Origin of the sequence: Amycolatopsis sp. NPDC048633 (assembly GCF_040650695.1) — a bacterium.
Taxonomy (GTDB): Bacteria; Actinomycetota; Actinomycetes; order Mycobacteriales; family Pseudonocardiaceae; genus Amycolatopsis.
Genome location: NZ_JBEZHS010000001.1, coordinates 102787 through 120965 on the forward strand (window position 1 = coordinate 102787; position 18179 = coordinate 120965).

The following is an 18179-nucleotide window of genomic DNA, read 5'->3' on the forward strand; positions in this document are numbered from 1 at the left end:
CGAGGGAGTTGACGCGCCATGACGCGGGAACAAACCCCCGTGGGCGCGGACGGTCTCGAAGCGCTGTACCCGTTCCTCTACGCGGGTTCCAGTGACGTCGGCGCCGTCCTCGATCAGGTCGAACACTCCACTGTGGACAAGGTGCGCGAGATCGTCGCCCTGCGCGGCGAGGTGCTCGCGGCCGACCGCGACCGGTTGTTCGCGTGCGCGCAGGACGTGGCGCGCGCGTTCGCCGCCGGCGGCCGGCTGCTCGCCTTCGGCAACGGTGGGAGCTCGACCGACGCGCAGGACCTCGCCAGCCTGTTCCTCAGTCCGGCCGGTGACGCGAAGCCGTTGCCCGCCTTCGGGCTGACGAACGACATCGCGGTGGTGACCGCGCTTTCGAACGACATCGGGTTCGACGTCGTGTTCGCCCGGCAGATCGGCGCTTTCGGGCGCGCCGGCGACATCGCGGTGGGCCTGTCCACCAGCGGGAACTCCGCGAACCTGGTGCGCGCCTTCGACGAAGCCGCCCGGCGCGGCATGGTGACCGTCGGCATCGCCGGCTACGACGGCGGGAAGATGGCCGAGCTGGACAGCATCGACCACCTCTTCGTCGTCCCGTCACCTTCCGTGCACCGCATCCAGGAAGCCCAGACGACCCTCTACCACGCGCTGTGGGAGCTGACCCTCGGCGCGCTCGACGACTTCGGGGTTGAAACGCCGTGACTCATGCCGCAGAGCAAACCGAAGAACAGCCCATCCACATCCTCTGGATCAACGCCGGCCTGTCCTGCGACGGCGACTCCGTCGCGCTGACGGCCGCCACGCAACCGAGCATCGAGGAAATCGTCCTCGGCGCTTTGCCCGGCTTGCCCAAGATCGCGGTCCACTGGCCGTTGATCGACTTCGAATGCGGCCCCGACAAGGGGGCCGACACGTTCATCGAGTGGTTCTACAAGGCCGACCGCGGCGAGCTGGAGCCGTTCGTGCTGGTCGTCGAGGGCTCGATCCCGAACGAGGCGATCAAGGAAGAGGGCTACTGGTGCGGCTTCGGGAACAACCCCGAGACCGGCCAGCCGATGACGACGAGCGAGTGGCTGGACCGCTTGACCCCCAAGGCATTGGCGGTGCTGGCCGTCGGCACCTGTGCCACCTACGGCGGCATCCACGCGATGGAGGGCAACCCGACCGGTGCCATGGGCGTGCCCGACTACCTGGGCTGGGACTGGAAGTCCGGCGCCGGCATCCCGATCGTCTGCGTGCCCGGCTGCCCGACCCACCCGGACAACCTGTCCGAGACCATCGTCTACCTGCTCTACCAGGCCGCCGGCCAGGCGCCGATGATCCCGCTCGACGACCAGCTGCGGCCGCAGTGGCTCTTCGGCGCGACCGTGCACGAGGGCTGCGACCGCGGCGGCTACTACGAACAGGGTCAGTTCGCCACCGAGTACGGCTCCCCGAAGTGCCTGGTGAAGCTGGGCTGCTGGGGCCCGGTCGTGAAGTGCAACGTGCCCAAGCGCGGCTGGATCAACGGCGTCGGCGGCTGCCCGAACGTCGGCGGGATCTGCATCGGCTGCACCATGCCGGGCTTCCCGGACAAGTTCATGCCGTTCATGGACGAGCCGCCGGGCGCGCACGTGTCGTCGCTGGCCAGCGGCGCGTACGGGTCGGTGATCCGCCGGCTGCGGAAGATCACCGAACGCAAGCTCGACAAGGAGCCCAAGTGGCGCCACACGGGCAAGAAGCTCGGCACCGGCTACAAGTCCTCCTGGCGCTGAAAGGGATCGGAAGATGACGGACAAGGGCGTCAGCACCAAGGGGCGGACCGACCTCGTCGAGATGGCGTGGGACCCGATCACGCGGATCGTCGGCAGCCTCGGGATCTACACGAAGATCGACTGGGCGGCTAAACGGGTCGTCGAGTGCCACAGCACGTCGTCGGTCTTCCGCGGCTACAGCATCTTCATGAAGGGCAAGGACCCGCGCGACGCGCACTTCATCACCAGCCGGATCTGCGGGATCTGCGGTGACAACCACGCGACGTGTTCGGTCTACGCGCAGAACATGGCCTACGGCGTCCGCCCGCCGCACCTGGGCGAGTGGATCCTCAACCTCGGCGAGGCCGCCGAGTACATGTTCGACCACAACATCTTCCAGGAGAACCTGGTCGGGGTCGACTACTGCGAGCGGATGGTCCGCGAGACCAACCCCGGCGTCCTGGAGCTGGCCAACCGCACCGAATCCCCGCACGCGGGCGACCACGGGTACAAGACCATCGGCGACATCATGCGCTCGCTGAACCCGCTGGAAGGCGAGTTCTACCGGGAAGCGCTGCAGGTTTCCCGGAGCACGCGCGAGATGTTCTGCCTGATGGAGGGCCGGCACGTCCACCCGTCCACGTTGTACCCGGGCGGCGTCGGCACGGTCGCCACCGTGCAGCTGTTCACCGACTACCTGACCCGGCTGATGCGCTACGTCGAGTTCATGAAGCGCTGCCTGCCGATGCACGACGACCTGTTCGACTTCTTCTACGAAGCCCTGCCCGGCTACGAAGAGGTCGGGCGGCGGCGCGTCCTGCTCGGCTGCTGGGGCAGCCTGAACAACCCGGAGTACTGCGACTTCAGCTACGAGAACATGGAGTCCTGGGGCCGGAAGATGTACGTGACGCCGGGCATCGTCGTCGACGGCAAGCTCGTCACCACCAGCCTGCTCGACATCAACCTCGGCATCCGGATCCTGCTCGGCAGCTCGTTCTACGAGGACTGGGCCGACCAGCCGATGTTCGTCACGCAGGACCCGCTGGGCAACCCGGTCGACCAGCGCCACCCGTGGAACCAGCACACCATCCCGCGGCCGCAGAAACGTGACTTCGACAGCAAGTACTCGTGGACGATGTCGCCGCGGTGGTTCGACGGCAAGGACCACCTGGCCCTCGACACCGGCGGCGGCCCCATCGCGCGGCTGTGGGTGACGGCGCTCGCCGGGCTCGTCGACACGCCGTACGTCAAGTCGACCGGACACAGCGTGACGATCACCCTGCCGCGCACGGCGACCAAACCCGAGGTCGCCTACGAGTGGAAGATCCCGCAGTGGAGCAACGCGCTCGAGCGCAACCGCGCCCGGACGTACTTCCAGGCGTACTCGGCGGCGATGGCCCTGCACTTCGCCGAGCAGGCGCTGGGTGAGGTCCGCAAGGGCAATACCAAGACGTGGGAGCCGTTCAAGGTCCCCGACGAGGGCGTGAGCTGCGGGTTCACCGAAGCGGTGCGAGGCGTGCTCTCGCACCACATGGTGATCAAGGGCGGCAAGATCGCGAACTACCACCCGTACCCGCCGACGCCGTGGAACGGCAGCGTGCGCGACAGCTTCGGCACGCCGGGGCCGTACGAGGACGCCGTGCAGAACACGCCGATCTTCGAGGAGAACACGCAGGAGAACTTCAAGGGCATCGACATCATGCGCGCGGTCCGCAGCTTCGACCCGTGCCTGCCCTGCGGCGTCCACATGTACACCGGCAAGGGCAAGGTGATCGAGCGGCTGCACACCCCGCACGCGTTCGGCGGGGAGATCGTCTGATGACGGAGGTCGACCGGGTCGGCGAACGCATCGAGCAGCTGCTGGGCGAGTTCGGCGGCGCCGACGCCGAGCTCGCCGAGGACCTCGTCCACACGCTGCTCGAGTTCTACGGCGCCGGCCTGGCCCGGATCGTGGACGTCGTCGGCGACGCGGACCGGCCGCTGCTGGACCGCCTCGCCGAGGACGACCACGTCCGCGGCCTGCTCGTGCTGCACGACCTGCACCCGAGGTCGACGCACGAGCGGGTCACCGAAGCGCTCGACAAGGTCCGGCCGTACCTGGGTTCGCACGCCGGCGACGTCGAGCTCGTCGGGATCGACGACGGTGTCCTGCGGCTGCGGCTGCAGGGCACCTGCGACGGCTGTCCGTCCTCGACGGTCACCGCGAAGTACGCCATCGAGCGGGTGGTCCGGGAAGCGGCGCCGGAGATCTCCGACGTCGTCGTCGAAGGCGTCGTGCCGGAAGAGACCGGGCCCGGTGGCCGGCCGCTGCTGCCGCTGGTGCCGTGTCCCGTGGAGATCTCGTGACGGGCGGCCTGCGCAGGTTCCGCACCCCCGCCCCGCGCGCCGCGCCGGGCGAGAAGTGCGAGATGTGCGCGGAACCGATCGGCGCGGAGCACGGGCACGTCATCGACCTCGAATCCCGGACGATCATGTGCACCTGCCGGGGCTGCTACCTGCTCTTCACCCACCGCGGGGCGGGCGGGAAGCGGCACCGCGCGGTGCCGGACCGCTTCCGGCACGCCCCGCGGTTCGGGCCGGGGACGGCGCTCTGGGAGACGGCCGGGATCCCGGTGAAGACGGCGTTCCTGTTCCGCAACTCGGTGCAGGACCGGACCGTCGCGTTCTACCCGAGCCCGGCGGGGGCGACCGAGTCGCTCCTGCCGCTCGGCACCTGGGACGAGCTGCTGGCCGGCACCCCGGCGTTCGCCGACGTCGCCGACGACGTCGAAGCCTTGCTGCTCAACAAGCTCGACCTGGGCTTCGAGTGCTTCCTGGTGCCGATCGACGTCTGCTACGAGCTGGTCGGGCTCGTCCGGACGACGTGGCGCGGCTTCGACGGCGGTACTGAGGCGCACGAGGCGATCGACGGGTTCTTCGCGCGCCTGCGCGAGCGCAGCGAGGTCGTGACCGATGACTGAGCTGACCTTCGACTGCATCGACGTCCGGCCGCTGAAGTACGCCGCTTCGCCGACGCTGGCGTTCAAGCTGCGGATCTCGGAGCTGACCGGGCAGCCCGTCCACGCGATGGTGCTGCGCGTCCAGATCCGCATCGAGCCGCAGCGGCGCCGGTACTCCGACGACGAGTCGGAGCTGCTCACGCACCTCTTCGGCGACCGGTCCCGGTGGGGCGACACGCTCAAGCCGTTCCAGTTCACGACGGTTTCGGTGGCGGTGCCCGGCTTCACCGGCGCCACCGAGATCGACGCCGAGGTGCCGTGCACCTACGACCTCGAAGTCGCGGCCGGCAAGTACTTCCACGCGCTGTCCGAGGGTGTCGTGCCGATGGTGCTGCTGTTCAGCGGGACCGTGTTCGGCAAGGGCGGGCCGGGGTTCTGGGTGGAGCAGGTGCCGTGGCACACGCAGGCCGAGTGCCGGATGCCGGTGGCCGTCTGGGACGAGCTGATGGCCCGGTACTTCCCGAACGTCGCGTGGATCAAGCTGCCGCGCGAGACCGTGGACGCGCTGCTCAAGTACAAGGCGGCAAACGCCATCCCGACCTGGGAAGCGGCGATCGAACAGCTGCTGGCCGGTGGGCCGTGAACGCCGGAGACCAGGCCCGCGCCATCGGCGACGCCGTGCTCTACGAGGGCTACCTCCTCTACCCGTACCGGGCTTCCGCGGGGAAGAACAAGGTGCGCTGGCAGTGGGGCGTGCTGGTGCCGCCGTCGTACGCGTCGGCCGAGATCGGCGAGCACGCGTCGGCCCGCGTCGAATGCGTCCTCGAACCGCTGGCCCACACGATCCTGCACGTCAAGGTGCGGTTCCTGCAGACGCGGACGCGGCTCACGTGGGACGAAGCCGTCGAGCACGAGACCGACTTCGAGCTGCCGCTTTCGGAACTCCCGGCCGAGACGGAGTTCCACGTGCCCGGCGAAGAACGGACCCACCCGCTGTCCGGCGTCCTGACCGCGCGCGTCGACCCGCTCGACGGGCCGTTCGGCGGCGCCCGGCTGCGCGTCGAGGTGCACAACACGACGTCGTGGCACTCCGACGGCGTCCGCGAGCACGCTCTCCGGCATTCGCTGCTGGCCGCTCACCTCGTGCTCAGCGTCGACACCGGGCACTTCCTGTCCATGCTGGACCCGCCGGAGTGGGCGAAACCCGCGGTCGAAGCCTGCCGGCAGGAACGGCTCTGGCCGGTCCTGATCGGTGACACTTCCCGCAGCACGGTCATGCTCGCGTCGCCGATCATCCTCTACGACAACCCGTCGATCGCCGAGGAAAGCCCCGGGGACCTCTTCGACGGCACCGAAATCGACGAGATCCTGACGCTGCGCACGATGACGCTGACCGACGAGGAGAAGCGCGAGGCCCGGGCCACCGACCCGCGCGCGGCGGCCATCGTCGACCGCGTCGACGCGATGCCGCCCGAACTGCTCGACCGCCTGCACGGGACCGTGCGGTACCTGCGGTCGGTCACCGGCGAGCCCGAGTCCGAGACGGTGACCGTCGCCGGCGTCGACGTCACCGCCGGGTCGAAGGTGCGGCTGCGGCCCAGCCTGCGCGGCACCGACGCCCAGGACATGTTCCTCGCCGGGCTCACCGCCACGGTGCGGAACGTGCTGTCCGATGTGGACGGTGTCACGTACGTCGCGGTCACCGTGGACGCCGATCCGGCCGCCGACCTGCAGACCACGCACGGCCGGTTCCGGTACTTCTCGCCCGAAGAGATCGAACCCCTGGAGGTCGCGGAATGAGGCCACGAGTCCTGGTCGCCGGCATCGGCAACATCTTCCTGAGCGACGACGGCTTCGGCGTCGAGGTGATCAAGGAGCTCGAAGGCACCGAGCTGCCGGAGTGGGTGCAGATCGCCGACTACGGCATCGCCGGCATGCACCTCGCCTACGACCTGATGGGCGGCTACGACACGACGATCCTGCTCGACGCGACCCCGCACGGCCGGCCGCCCGGGACGCTTTCGCTCATCGAGGCGGACACCGGCGACCTGGCCGCCTCGGCCTCGATCGACGCACACGGCATGCAGCCCGAAGCGGTGTTCCGGCTGCTCGGGCTGCTGGGCGGGGACGCCGGCCGGGTGCTGATCGTCGGCTGCGAACCGGCGTGCCTCGACGAAGGGATCGGGCTGTCGCCCGAAGTGACCGCGGCCATCCCGGCCGCGGTCCGCGCCGTCACCGAACTCGCCTGGGGCACCAGCCCCGAGCTGCCGGTCAAGGAGAAGACGGAGGTCTGAGCCATGTGCCTCGGCATACCCGGCGAGATCATCGAGATCAGCGAAGACCGGCCGGACCTCGCGAAGGTCTCGGTCAGCGGGGTCAAGCGGCTCATCAACATCGGCCTGCTCGAAGACGACCCGCCGAAGCCCGGCGAGTGGATCCTCATCCACGTCGGCTTCGCACTGTCCAAAATAGACGAAGCGGAAGCGGCAGCCGCGCTGGACTTCCTCGAAAGCATCGGCAAGGCGTACGAGGACGAGATGGCCGCACTGCTCGAATCCCAGATCGATTAGGAGTCGTCATGCGATTCGTCGACGAGTTCCGCGACGCGGAGAAGGCGCGGGCGCTGTCCGCGAAGATCACGTCGCTGTGCGAGCCGGGCCGCCACTACAAGTTCATGGAGGTCTGCGGCGGGCACACGCACACCATCTACAAGCACGGCCTCGAGGACTACCTGCCCGAGAGCATCACGCTGGTGCACGGGCCGGGCTGCCCGGTGTGCGTGATCCCGATGGGCCGCATCGACGACGCCATCCACATCGCCCGGCAGCCCGGCGTGCTCATGACGTCGTTCGGCGACATGATGCGCGTGCCCGGCTCCGGCGGGAACTTCTTCGACTCCAACGCCGAGGGCACCAACATCCGGATGGTCTACTCGCCGCTCGACTCGCTGAAGATCGCGCGGCAGAACCCGGACCTGCGCGTCGTGTTCATGGCCATCGGGTTCGAGACGACGACGCCGTCCACCGCGATGACGCTGCTGCGGGCGGCCGCCGAAGGCATCGAGAACTTCTCGGTGTTCGGCAACCACGTCACGATCATCCCGGCGATCAAGGCCATCCTCGACTCCCCCGACCTGCGGCTCGACGGCTTCATCGGCCCGGGGCACGTGTCCACGGTGATCGGCTGCCGGCCGTACGAGTTCATCGCCCGCGACTACGGCAAGCCCGTCGTGGTCGCCGGGTTCGAGCCCCTCGACATCCTGCAGTCGATCTACCTGCTGATGGTCCAGCTCTCCGAGAAGCGCTCCGAGGTGGAGAACCAGTACTCCCGGGTCGTGCCGTGGAACGGCAACATCGTGGCGTTGAAGGCGATCAACGAGGTGATGGAGCTGCGGCCGTACTTCGAGTGGCGCGGCCTCGGGTTCATCACGCACTCGGCGATGGCCGTCCGCGAGAAGTACGCCGCCTTCGACGCCGAACGGATCTTCGAGATCCCCGGCCTGCGCGTCGCGGACCCGAAGGCGTGCCAGTGCGGCGAGGTGCTCAAGGGCGTGCTGAAGCCGTGGGAGTGCAAGGTGTTCGGCACCGCGTGCACCCCGGAGACGCCGATCGGGACGTGCATGGTCTCCCCCGAAGGCGCCTGCGCGGCGTACTACAACTTCGGCAGGTTCAGCCGTCAGCGCGTCCGGGAGGCGAGCCGCGCATGACGACCACGGAACGCGAGCAGCAGGTCCTCGACCGCATCGAGCGGGCCCGGCGGCGACGCGCGAAGGTGCGTGAAGAGCGCATCACGCTGTCGCACGGCGCGGGCGGCAAGTCGACGCACACGCTGATCGAGGCGGTGTTCCTCGACGCGTTCCGCAACCCGCTGCTCGAGCCGCTGGAAGACTCGGCGTCACTGACCATCGGCGACGCCCGGCTGGCGCTGACCACCGACTCCTACGTCGTCTCGCCGCTGTTCTTCCCCGGCGGGAACATCGGCGACCTGGCGGTCAACGGCACGGTGAACGACCTCGCCGTCTCGGGCGCGCGGCCGCTGTACCTGACCGCCGGGTTCATCCTCGAAGAAGGCTTTCCGGTCGAGGACCTGCTGAAGATCGTCGACTCGATGAAGAAGGCCGCCTCGGAAGCCGACGTCCAGATCGTCACCGGCGACACGAAGGTCGTGCAGCGCGGCAAGGCCGACGGGGTCTACATCAACACCGCCGGGGTCGGGGTGCTCACGCGCACCGGGCTCGGCGTCGCCACCGTGAGGCCCGGAGACGCCGTCCTCGTCTCCGGGCCGATCGGCGACCACGGCGTCACGATCATGCTGGCCCGCGGCGAGCTCGACATCGACGCCGACCTGGAGTCCGACACCGCGCCGGTGCACGACCTCGTCGCCGGGCTGCTGGCCGCGGTGCCCGGCGTGCGCGCGATGCGGGACGCGACCCGCGGCGGCGTCGCGACGATCCTCAACGAGATCGCGAAGGCCGCGGAGGTCGCCGTGGTCGTCGACGAGAAGGCCGTCCCGGTGCGGGAGGAGGTCCGCGGCGCGTCCGAGCTGCTCGGCATCGATCCGCTGTACGTGGCGTGCGAAGGCCGGATCGTGGTCGTCGTGGACGGCTCGCAGGTCGACGCCGCTCTGACGGCGTTGCGCGGGCATCCACTGGGCGCGGAGGCCGCGGTGATCGGGCGGATCGCCGACGACCCGCCGGGGATCGTGCTGCTGAACACCGCGTTCGGCGGCACCCGGATCGTGGACCTGCTGGTCGGGGACCCGCTGCCGAGGATCTGCTGAATGCACGAAATGGCGGTCACGCAGTCGGTCGTCGACGCGATCGTCGCCAAGCTGGGCACGCGACGGTGACGGGTGTGCGGCTGGAGATCGGGCGGCTGTCCGGCGTGGTGCCGGACAGCGTCCGGTTCTGCTTCGACGTCCTCTGCACGGGGACGTCGCTGGAAGGTGCCCGGCTGGACATCGCCGAGCCGTCCGGGCGGGCGCGCTGCCGCGACTGCGGCGAGGAGTTCACCCTCGACGACTTCATCCTGCTGTGCCCCTGCGGCAGCGCCGACGTTTCGGTGCTCGCGGGGCGCGAACTGCGCATCACCTCGGTGGAGGTCGGTTGACATGTGCGACACCTGCGGCTGCTCCGACTCGGCGGTCCGGATCACCGACCACACGCACACGGTGGTCATGGAGCAGGACATCCTGGCGAAGAACGACGAACTCGCGTCGCACAACCGCGCGCACCTGCGCGCGTCGGACGTCTTCGCGATCAACCTGATGAGCTCGCCCGGCGCCGGGAAGACGACGCTGCTGGAGCGGACGATCCGGGTCTTGGACACGCCGTGCGCGGTGGTCGAGGGCGACCAGGAGACGCTGCTCGACGCCGAGCGGATCAAGGCGACGGGCGCGCCGGTGGTGCAGATCAACACCGGCGCCGGCTGCCACCTCGACGCGTCGATGCTGCACCGGGCGTTGCATTCGCTGGCGCCTTCGCCCGGTTCGAAGCTGTTCATCGAGAACGTCGGCAACCTGGTCTGCCCGGCGTTGTTCGACCTCGGCGAGGCCGCGCGGGTCGTGATCCTGTCGGTCACCGAGGGGCCCGGGAAGCCGCTGAAGTACCCGCACATGTTCGCCGCGACGGACCTCGTGCTGCTGAACAAGGTCGACCTGCTGCCGTACGTCGACTTCGACGTCGCCGAGTTCGAGCGGGACACCCGGCGCGTGAACCCGTCGGCACAGATCTTGCCGATCAGCGCGACGCGCGGCGACGGGCTCAGCGACTGGTACGACTGGCTACGGCAACCTGTCCGAAGCTGATCCCGCCGTCGTTGGCCGGCACGTTCCGGTGGGTCAGGACACGGAAGCCCTTTTGTGCCAGCTGTTCGATCGTCCGGTCGAGCAGCAGGACGTTCTGGAAGACCCCGCCGGACAGCGCGACCGTGGTGCTGTGGTCGCGGAACCGGTCGCAGGTCCGGGCGATCGCGTCGGCGACCCCGTTGTGGAACCGCGCGGCCCTCTTCGCCGTGCTGCCGGGGTCGTCCAGGAGGGCGGCGATGAGGTCCTCGCCGTGGACGACGTCGTCGACGCGGGCCCGGTAGGCGGACTTCTCGGTGAGATCGGCCAGCTGTTCCAGCTCGATGGCGGCCTGGCCCTCGTAGGTGATGGTGTCCCGGACGCCGAGCAGCGCGGCGGCCGCGTCGAAAAGGCGTCCGGCACTGGACGTCAGGGGTGAGTTGATGCCGCTGCGCTTGAGCTTGACGACGTCTTCGCGCGCCGGCCGCCCGAGTTCGTCCACATAGGACGCCGCCATCCGCCACGGCTGCCGGATGGCCATGACGCCGCCGGGCATGGCGACCGGCCTCAGGTGGCTCAGTCGCTGGTAGCTCGTGAGATCGGCGAGGAGGAACTCGCCGCCCCAGATGGTGCCGTCGGGGCCGAAGCCGGTGCCGTCGAAGGCGACGCCGAGGACCGGGCCGTCCTCGCCGTTGTCCGCCAGGCACGCGGCGATGTGGGCGTGGTGGTGCTGGACGCCGAGCAGCTCGACGTCCTCGCGGTCGAGGGCGTACTTCGTCGACAGGTACTCGGGGTGCAGGTCGTGCGCGACCAGCACGGGATCGACGGCGAAGAGGCGTTCGAAGTGGGCGATGCCCTCGGTGAAGGACTTGAGCGTCTCGTAGTTCTCGAGGTCGCCGATGTGGTGCGAGACGAACGCGTGGCGGCCCTTGGCCAGGCAGAAGGTGTTCTTGAGTTCGGCGCCGCAGCCGAGGAGGTGCGTCGTCGTTTTCTTGATGCTGAGGGGCTCGGGCGCGTAGCCGCGCGAACGCCGTTGGAGCTGGGGTTTCTTCCCGACGATGCGCACGACGGAGTCGTCGGTCCGGACGTGGATCGGCCGGTCGTGGACGAGGAACGCGTCGGCGATGTCCTTCAGGCGTCCGAGGTCTTCGTCGCGGTACACGATCGGCTCGTCGGAGACGTTCGCGCTGGTCAGGACGATCGGCCCGGTGTGCTCCAGCAGCAAGTGGTGCAGCGGGGTGTAGGGCAGCATCAGCCCGATCCGCCGGTTCCCGGGCGCGACGGCGGCCGCGAGGTGTCCCGTTTTCGCCAGCAGCACGATCGGCCGTCGTCGGCTGGTCAGTGCTTCTTCAGCCGCTTCGCCGACCTCGGCGAGTTCCCGGGCCTGCTGGAGGTCGGCGACCATGACGGCAAAAGGCTTGTCCTCACGGTGTTTCCTGGTTCGCAGGTTCTTGGCCGCTTCTTCGTGCCTTGCCCCGACGGCGAGGTGGTAACCGCCGAGCCCCTTGACGGCGACGATCGTGCCTCGCTTGATGGCCTCCGCGGCTGCGTGGATCGGGTCACCGCCACCGGGCTCGAACCGCAGGGTGGGCCCGCAGGCAGGGCAGCAGACGGGCTGGGCGTGGAACCGCCGGTCGGCCGGGTCCTCGTATTCCTGTTTGCACTCGGCGCACATCGCGAAGGCGGCCATGGTGGTGAGCGGCCGGTCGTAGGGCACGCCCTGGACGATGGTGAACCGCGGGCCGCAGTTCGTGCAGTTGACGAACGGGTACCGGAACCGCCGGTCGGCGGGGTCGCGCAGCTCGCGCAGGCAGTCGTCGCAGGTGGCGGGATCGGCGGAGATCAGCGTGTCGGCGGTCCCGCCGGCCGGGCTGGCGACGATGACGAACCCGGTGTCCCCGGTCGCGGGGGTTTCGCGGATCTCGATGTGGTCGACGACGGCCAGCGGTGGTGCCTGGTCCCTCAGTGCTGCGGAAAAGGCTTCGATCTGTTGCGGAGTGCCTTCGGCCTCGACGAAGACGCCGTGCACGTCGTTCCCGACGAACCCGGCGAGGCCAAGCCGGAGCGCGAGAGCGTGAACGAAGGGCCGGAACCCGACGCCCTGCACCACCCCGGCGACCCTGACCGCCACCCGCACCCGGTCAGTCTGCGCTCTCGTCGACCCACGGGGCCAGTGCCGGAAGGTCCGGCGGCTGCCGCAAGGCGTCCAAAACCACGTTCACCCCTGCGCGCAACGGCGTTCCCCTTCGCACCACCGCCGCGATCGTGCGGGTCACCGGGGAGGCCAGCTCGCGCGTCGCCACTCGATAGCGGCGGTCCACCGCCAGCCCTGGCAGCAGCGCGATCGACAACCCGGCCTCGACGTGCTGCAACGTCATTAGGTAGTTGCTGAACCGGCACACCACCCGCGGTTCGAAACCCGACTCGCGGCACAGGCGCAGCGTCAGGTTCGCCATGTACGACTGCGGCGTGTCCAGCGCCCACGGCGAGTCCGCGTACGCCGACAAGTCCGCCGGGCCGCGGGGGCCCTCCGCGGACGTCACCAGCACGATCGGGTCCGTCGCCAGCGGGACGATGTCGAGGTCCGGGCCCAGCGGCAGCTGCACGAAGTCGGTCGTCGTGATGATCACGTCCGCGTCGCCGCCGCGCAGGGCCGGGATGCTCTCGTGCGGCTCCAGCTCGATCAGCTCGACCTCCAGGTGCGGGTACGCACCCGCGAGCCGCGTCACCGCCGGGACCGCCATCGTGTGGATCGCGCTCTGGAACGCCCCGAGCCGGACCTGGCCGACCGGCTCGTCGCCGAGGCTGCGCAGCTCCGCCTCGACCGTGTCCATGTGGTCGAGGATCGCCCGCGCGCGCCGCGCCAGCATCAGCCCCGCCGGGGTCAGGCGGACTCTCCGACCCGTGCGTTCCAGCAGCTGGGTGCGGGTTTCCGCTTCGAGCACGGCCAGCTGCTGCGACACGCTCGACGCGCTCAGGTTCGCGTCCTGCGCCACCGCGCGGACCGTCCCCAGCGTGTCGAGCCGGCTCAGCAGCCGCAGGCGCCACGGGTTCAACATCGGCCCATTCTTGTACGGAAAATCCGAACAGGACAGCCGGAATTGTGAGCTGGACGTGTCGCTCGGACCGGACTTACCGTCGAAGGCATGGCTGCTCCGACTTCCGAGACCACCTCCGCAGACGTCTTCTGGGCCGACGCCGACAAGCACCTGGTGCGCTACGGCGGCGCGTTCACCCACGAGATCATCGACCACGCCGAAGGCAGCTTCGTCTTCACCGAAGACGGCCGCCGCATCCTCGACTTCACCTCCGGCCAGATGAGCGCGATCCTCGGGCATTCGCACCCGGAGATCGTCGACACCGTCCGGCGGCAGGCCGCGAAGCTCGACCACCTGTTCAGCGGCATGCTGAGCCGCCCGGTCGTCGACCTCGCGCGGCGCCTCGCCGAGACGCTCCCGGCGCCGCTGGAGAAGGCGCTGCTGCTGACCACCGGCGCGGAGTCCAACGAAGCCGCCCTCCGCATGGCGAAGCTCGTCACCGGCAAGCACGAGATCGTCTCGTTCGCCCGGTCGTGGCACGGCATGACGCAGGCCGCGGCGAGCGCGACGTACAGCGCCGGCCGTCGCGGGTACGGGCCCGCCGCGCCCGGCAACTTCGCCATCCCGGCGCCCAACGCGTACCGGCCGGACTTCACCGACGCGGACGGCCGCCTCGACTGGCGGCGCCAGCTCGACTTCGGCTTCGAGATGATCGACGCGCAGTCGGTCGGCAGCCTGGCCGCGTGCATCGTCGAGCCGATCCTCAGCTCCGGCGGCATCATCGAACCGCCGGCCGGCTACTTCGCCGCGTTGCAGGAGAAGTGCCGTGAACGCGGCATGCTGCTGATCGTCGACGAGGCCCAGACGGGGCTCTGCCGCACCGGGATCTGGTACGCGTTCGAGCGCGACGGCGTCGTCCCGGACATCCTGACGCTGTCGAAGACGCTCGGCGCCGGCCTGCCCCTCGCCGCGGTGCTGACCAGCGCCGAAATCGAGCAGGAGGCGCACGAGCGCGGGTTCCTGTTCTTCACCACGCACGTCGCGGACCCGCTTCCGGCGGCGGTCGGCAACACCGTCCTGGACGTGCTGACCCGCGACCACCTCGACGAGCGCGCGCTGCAGCTGGGCTCGTTGCTGCGCCACGGCCTGGAGCGCATCGCCCACCGGCACGAGGTCGTCGGCGACATCCGCGGCCGCGGTCTGCTGGCCGGGCTGGAACTGGTCGTCGACCGCGAAACCAAGCGCAGTTCGGACGAGCTGGGCGCCCGCGTCACGGCGCGCTGCCTCGAGCTCGGGCTGCACATGAACATCGTGCAGCTGCCCGGAATGGGCGGGGTGTTCCGGATCGCGCCGCCGCTGACGGCGTCCGAAGAGGAGATTTCGCTCGGCCTGTCGATCCTGGACGAGGCCATCGGCGACGCCGTCAAGACGCTCTGAACGCGAAAGGCCTCCTTGCCGGCCCGGGGAGCCGGCAAGGAGGCCTCCATTCACGACGGCGTCAGAAGCCCGCCGTCACCTTCGTGAAGTCCCAGTCGTTCTGGGCGATGCCGCTGCAGGCCGCCTGCACGCCACCACCAGGACAACCACGATCCCGGTTCACCGACCAGAACGCCAGCCTGCCGAGCTTGTTCGACTTGGCCCAGTTCGTGATCTGGGTCCACGTCGAAAGATCGGTCAGCTCCTGCTGGTCGGACAACCCGTTCATGCCCGAGATGCCCAGGTGGCTGTACGCCGTGGCGTCGTTCCAGCCGAACGTCGACTTCAGCTTGTCGCGCAAGCCGTTCGCCGCGTTCACCGTGCTCTGGTACATGTTCGCGCCGCCGCCGAAGTCGAACGGCATGATCGTGTACACGTCCACGCCGGCGCCCAGGGCCTTCGACTGGTCGATGAGCCGGTTGCCGTAGTAGTTCGGGCCGGTCGTCGACGTGCCGAACGTCAGGATCGTCTGCACGCCCGGGTTGTTCTGCTTGACGATCTTCAGCGCGTTCAGGATCCGGTCCTGCACGGCCTCGTTCTCGAACTCGTCGGAGTTCTCGATGTCGATGTCGATCGCCTTCAGCCCGTACGCGTTGATCACCTGCTGGTACGCACCGGCCAACGCCTGCGGCGTCGAGCAGTTCGGGCCCAGCTTGGTGCCGCTCCAGCCGCCGAACGACGGGACGACCTGCCCGCCCGCCGCCTTGATCTGCGCGATCGCGTTGGCGTCCGCGCTACCGGAAAGCGGACGGCTGCTGTCCCACGCCGGGTTGCAGCCACCGGAGGCGTTGATGAACGCCATGGTGAACCACTTGACGCCGGTCGCGTTCATCACCGTCTGCGGGTTGGGCGGGTTGCCCCAGCCCAGGTACAGGTACGGCGCGCCCTTGCCACCGGTCCCCGGCGGCGGGGTGGTGGTCGGCGGGGGCGTCGTCGTAGGCGGCGGTGTGGTGGTCGGGGGTGTCCCCCCGGCCGCACACGACCCGCCGTTGAGCTTGCAGTTCGACGGCGCGACGTACGAACCCGAGTACGCCACGTTGAAGCCGAAGCTCGCGCTACCGCCGTTGCCGACGTTGCCGTTCCACGTGTTCTTCACCGTGACGTGCTGGCCGGAAGCCGTGTAGCTGCCGTCCCACAGCGAAGAGATCTTCGCGCCGCTCGGCAGGTCGAACTCGACCGTCCACGCGGCGAGCGTCGAGCCGGAGCCGTTGGCGATCGTGTACTTGCCCTCGTACCCGGTGCCCCAGTCGGAGCCCTTCGAGAAGGTCGCGGACACGCCGCCCGCCGCGTTCGCCGGAGCGATCACGAACATCGCGCCGATCGTGGCGGCCGCGGCCGCCAGCCCGAGTGCGGGCAACCAGCGGCGCCTCATGACAGGCCGTTCTTCATCGCGGTGATGAGCTCGCCGTTGCTGGTGTCACCGGTCAGTTCCCAGAAGAAGGCGCCGCCGAGACCCTGTTGCTTCGTGTACGCCATCTTGCCGCCGATGGTCGACGGGGTGTCGTAGCTCCACCAGTTGCTGCCGCACTTGGCGTACGCGGTGCCCGCGATCGTGCCGGTCGACGGGCAGGTGTTCTTCAGGACCTTGTAGTCCTCGTTGCCCGGCTCGTACGTACCCGGCGCGGGGCCGGTCGCGGTGCCGCCCGGGGTGGCCTGCGTGACGCCGGTCCAGCCGCGGCCGTAGAACCCGATGCCCAGCAACAGCTTGCTCGACGGGACACCCTTGCTTTTGAGCTTCTGGATCGCCGCGTCGGAGTAGAAGCCCGGCGTCGGGATGCCCGAGTACGACGTCAGCGACGAGTGCGGGGCGGTCGGGCCCTGCGGCGAGAAGGCGCCGAAGTAGTCGTACGTCATGACGTTGAACCAGTCGAGGTACTGCGCCGCGCCGGCGTAGTCGGCGACGTCGAGCTTGCCGCCGTTGGTGCCGTCCGCCGAGATGGCCGAGGTGACCAGGAACGACGAACCGAACTTCGACCGCAGCGCGCCCATCAGGTTCTTGTAGGCCGCGGCACCGCTGGTGTCACAGGAGAGACCGCACGCGTTGGGGTACTCCCAGTCGATGTCGATGCCGTCCCAGATGTCGGCCCAGCGCGGGTCCTTCAGCAGGTTGTAGCAGGACTGCGCGAACGCGGCGGCGTTCTGCGCGGCCTGGCCGAAGCCACCGGAGTAGGTCCAGCCGCCGAACGACCAGATCACCTTGAGGCCCGGGTGCAGCTTCTTGAGCTTGCGCAGCTGGTTGAAGTTGCCGGCCACCGGCTGGTCCCAGGTGTCGGCGACACCGTCGACGCTCGTCGAGGCGTCGTAGGTCTTCTGGTAGTCGGCGTACGGGTCGTCGTTCGCCGTGCACTGGCCGTTCTTCACGTTGCCGAACGCGTAGTTGATGTGCGTCAGCTTGCTCGCCGAACCCGACGTCTCGATGTTCTTGACGTGGTAGTTGCGGCCGTAGACGCCCCACTGCACGAAGTAGCCGACGTTCTTCAGGCCGCCCGGCGGGGGCGGCGTGGTCGTTGTCGGGGTGGTGGGCGTCGTCGGTGTCGTCGGGGTGGTGGTCGGCTGCGTCGGGGTCGTCGGCGTGGTGGTCGGGGTGCCGCCGCCGGCGTCGCAGGAGCCGCCGTTCAGCCGGCAGTTCGCGGGCGCCGAGTAGGTGCCGGAGTACGCGACGTTGAAGCCGAAGCTGGCGGTGCTGCCGTTCCCGACGTTGCCGTTCCAGCTGTTCTTGACGGTGACGTGCTGGCCGGCCGCGGTGTAGCTGCCGTCCCAGAGGGAGGCGATCTTCGCGCCGGACGGGAGGTCGAACTCGACCGTCCAGGCGGGCAGCGTCGAGCCGGAGCCGTTGTTGATCGTGTACTTGCCTTCGTAGCCGGTGCCCCAGTCGGAGCCCTTCGTGAAGCTGGCGCCGACGCCGCCGGCGGCGCTCGCCGGCACGGTGACGAGACCGACCGCGATCGCGCCGACCGCGGTGAACAGACCGAGGAGGTGCCATCTCTTTCTGGACATCGCTCTCCTTTGAGCCAGGTGCGGGGACGGCGGTGCCACCTCAGGCGGGGGACCGGGTGGTGTTTTTGCGCCGTTTGCGAAGACGTTACGTGGTCCAGACCAATTAGGGAAGCACAACCACGGAGAGTGCCGACGGGCAGCTGACCAGCTAGGACGAAGGTGAGTTCACTGGTCCAGTCCAGTTACGCAAAGCAGCCGATTGGCTGTCT

The 18179-nt window shown here is 69.1% G+C and carries 17 protein-coding genes and 1 pseudogene; 14 read left to right on the forward strand and 4 right to left on the reverse strand.

Annotated features, from left to right (window positions below):
- The first annotated feature begins 18 nt into the window (after positions 1 to 18).
- From AB0C38_RS00585 to hypB, 13 genes and pseudogenes are all read left to right on the forward strand, one after another.
- Positions 19 to 708 (forward strand): SIS domain-containing protein, encoded by a 690-nt coding sequence (locus AB0C38_RS00585; protein WP_360664278.1) that lies wholly within the window; start codon positions 19 to 21, stop codon positions 706 to 708.
- Entirely contained in the window at positions 705 to 1760 is a 1056-nt protein-coding gene (locus tag AB0C38_RS00590; RefSeq protein WP_360664281.1) for a hydrogenase expression protein HypE, read from the forward strand. The genes AB0C38_RS00585 and AB0C38_RS00590 overlap by 4 nt, the downstream gene beginning before the upstream one ends.
- A 13-nt stretch (positions 1761 to 1773) precedes the next feature.
- Positions 1774 to 3558, forward strand: coding sequence for a nickel-dependent hydrogenase large subunit (locus AB0C38_RS00595; RefSeq protein ID WP_360664284.1), 1785 nt, complete (start codon positions 1774 to 1776; stop codon positions 3556 to 3558).
- The gene (locus tag AB0C38_RS00600) at positions 3558 to 4085 is read left to right on the forward strand and encodes a NifU family protein (protein ID WP_360664287.1); all 528 of its coding nucleotides are present in this window, start codon (positions 3558 to 3560) and stop codon (positions 4083 to 4085) included. Before AB0C38_RS00595 ends, AB0C38_RS00600 begins: the two co-directional genes overlap by 1 nt.
- Positions 4082 to 4699, forward strand: coding sequence for a DUF5947 family protein (locus AB0C38_RS00605; protein ID WP_360664290.1), 618 nt, complete (start codon positions 4082 to 4084; stop codon positions 4697 to 4699). Before AB0C38_RS00600 ends, AB0C38_RS00605 begins: the two co-directional genes overlap by 4 nt.
- Positions 4692 to 5321 carry a DUF6084 family protein gene (locus AB0C38_RS00610; protein ID WP_360664293.1) on the forward strand — a complete coding sequence of 210 codons (630 nt, stop codon included), beginning with the start codon at positions 4692 to 4694 and terminating at the stop codon, positions 5319 to 5321. The genes AB0C38_RS00605 and AB0C38_RS00610 overlap by 8 nt, the downstream gene beginning before the upstream one ends.
- Positions 5318 to 6478, forward strand: coding sequence for a hypothetical protein (locus AB0C38_RS00615; RefSeq protein ID WP_360664296.1), 1161 nt, complete (start codon positions 5318 to 5320; stop codon positions 6476 to 6478). The genes AB0C38_RS00610 and AB0C38_RS00615 overlap by 4 nt, the downstream gene beginning before the upstream one ends.
- The gene (locus AB0C38_RS00620) at positions 6475 to 6972 is read left to right on the forward strand and encodes a hydrogenase maturation protease (protein ID WP_360664299.1); all 498 of its coding nucleotides are present in this window, start codon (positions 6475 to 6477) and stop codon (positions 6970 to 6972) included. The genes AB0C38_RS00615 and AB0C38_RS00620 overlap by 4 nt, the downstream gene beginning before the upstream one ends.
- A 3-nt stretch (positions 6973 to 6975) precedes the next feature.
- Entirely contained in the window at positions 6976 to 7248 is a 273-nt protein-coding gene (locus tag AB0C38_RS00625) for a HypC/HybG/HupF family hydrogenase formation chaperone (protein ID WP_284744512.1), read from the forward strand.
- 8 nt (positions 7249 to 7256) lie between these two features.
- Positions 7257 to 8384 (forward strand): hydrogenase formation protein HypD, encoded by a 1128-nt coding sequence (gene hypD, locus AB0C38_RS00630; RefSeq protein ID WP_360664302.1) that lies wholly within the window; start codon positions 7257 to 7259, stop codon positions 8382 to 8384.
- On the forward strand, positions 8381 to 9457 hold the full coding sequence (hypE, locus tag AB0C38_RS00635) for a hydrogenase expression/formation protein HypE (RefSeq protein WP_360664305.1): 1077 nt from the start codon (positions 8381 to 8383) through the stop codon (positions 9455 to 9457). Before hypD ends, hypE begins: the two co-directional genes overlap by 4 nt.
- A pseudogene (locus AB0C38_RS00640) lies at positions 9458 to 9786 on the forward strand (hydrogenase maturation nickel metallochaperone HypA).
- 1 nt (position 9787) lies between these two features.
- Positions 9788 to 10483: a hydrogenase nickel incorporation protein HypB gene (hypB, locus tag AB0C38_RS00645; protein WP_360664308.1), complete on the forward strand. Its 696-nt coding sequence runs from the start codon at positions 9788 to 9790 to the stop codon at positions 10481 to 10483.
- On the opposite strand, the gene hypF is transcribed toward hypB, so the two are convergent.
- Together hypF and AB0C38_RS00655 are read right to left on the reverse strand one after the other, a co-directional pair.
- Positions 10440 to 12596 (reverse strand): carbamoyltransferase HypF, encoded by a 2157-nt coding sequence (gene hypF / locus AB0C38_RS00650; RefSeq protein WP_360664311.1) that lies wholly within the window; start codon positions 12594 to 12596, stop codon positions 10440 to 10442. The genes hypB and hypF overlap by 44 nt on opposite strands.
- A 4-nt stretch (positions 12597 to 12600) precedes the next feature.
- Entirely contained in the window at positions 12601 to 13518 is a 918-nt protein-coding gene (locus AB0C38_RS00655; protein WP_360664314.1) for a LysR family transcriptional regulator, read from the reverse strand.
- A gap of 87 nt (positions 13519 to 13605) precedes the next feature.
- Between AB0C38_RS00655 and AB0C38_RS00660 the strand changes: the two genes are divergently transcribed.
- Positions 13606 to 14934, forward strand: a complete 1329-nt coding sequence (locus AB0C38_RS00660) for an aspartate aminotransferase family protein (protein WP_360664316.1) — start codon at positions 13606 to 13608, stop codon at positions 14932 to 14934.
- Between the two features lie 61 nt (positions 14935 to 14995).
- On the opposite strand, the gene AB0C38_RS00665 is transcribed toward AB0C38_RS00660, so the two are convergent.
- Both AB0C38_RS00665 and AB0C38_RS00670 read right to left on the reverse strand, forming a co-directional pair.
- Positions 14996 to 16345 carry a cellulose binding domain-containing protein gene (locus AB0C38_RS00665; RefSeq protein ID WP_360664319.1) on the reverse strand — a complete coding sequence of 450 codons (1350 nt, stop codon included), beginning with the start codon at positions 16343 to 16345 and terminating at the stop codon, positions 14996 to 14998.
- The gene (locus AB0C38_RS00670) at positions 16342 to 17970 is read right to left on the reverse strand and encodes a glycosyl hydrolase family 18 protein (RefSeq protein ID WP_360664322.1); all 1629 of its coding nucleotides are present in this window, start codon (positions 17968 to 17970) and stop codon (positions 16342 to 16344) included. The genes AB0C38_RS00665 and AB0C38_RS00670 overlap by 4 nt, the downstream gene beginning before the upstream one ends.
- Positions 17971 to 18179 lie beyond the last annotated feature (209 nt).

Bases quoted from the DNA above. Each gene is read 5' to 3' on its own strand.
- AB0C38_RS00585 (WP_360664278.1), top strand. From the start codon at position 19: ATGACGCGGGAACAAACCCCCGTGGGCGCGGACGGTCTCGAAGCGCTG.
- AB0C38_RS00595 (WP_360664284.1), top strand. From the start codon at position 1,774: ATGACGGACAAGGGCGTCAGCACCAAGGGGCGGACCGACCTCGTCGAG.
- AB0C38_RS00600 (WP_360664287.1), top strand. From the start codon at position 3,558: ATGACGGAGGTCGACCGGGTCGGCGAACGCATCGAGCAGCTGCTGGGC.
- AB0C38_RS00610 (WP_360664293.1), top strand. From the start codon at position 4,692: ATGACTGAGCTGACCTTCGACTGCATCGACGTCCGGCCGCTGAAGTAC.
- AB0C38_RS00620 (WP_360664299.1), top strand. From the start codon at position 6,475: ATGAGGCCACGAGTCCTGGTCGCCGGCATCGGCAACATCTTCCTGAGC.
- AB0C38_RS00625 (WP_284744512.1), top strand. From the start codon at position 6,976: ATGTGCCTCGGCATACCCGGCGAGATCATCGAGATCAGCGAAGACCGG.
- hypD (WP_360664302.1), top strand. From the start codon at position 7,257: ATGCGATTCGTCGACGAGTTCCGCGACGCGGAGAAGGCGCGGGCGCTG.
- hypE (WP_360664305.1), top strand. From the start codon at position 8,381: ATGACGACCACGGAACGCGAGCAGCAGGTCCTCGACCGCATCGAGCGG.
- hypB (WP_360664308.1), top strand. From the start codon at position 9,788: ATGTGCGACACCTGCGGCTGCTCCGACTCGGCGGTCCGGATCACCGAC.
- AB0C38_RS00655 (WP_360664314.1), bottom strand. From the start codon at position 13,518: ATGTTGAACCCGTGGCGCCTGCGGCTGCTGAGCCGGCTCGACACGCTG.
- AB0C38_RS00660 (WP_360664316.1), top strand. From the start codon at position 13,606: ATGGCTGCTCCGACTTCCGAGACCACCTCCGCAGACGTCTTCTGGGCC.
- AB0C38_RS00665 (WP_360664319.1), bottom strand. From the start codon at position 16,345: ATGAGGCGCCGCTGGTTGCCCGCACTCGGGCTGGCGGCCGCGGCCGCC.
- AB0C38_RS00670 (WP_360664322.1), bottom strand. From the start codon at position 17,970: ATGTCCAGAAAGAGATGGCACCTCCTCGGTCTGTTCACCGCGGTCGGC.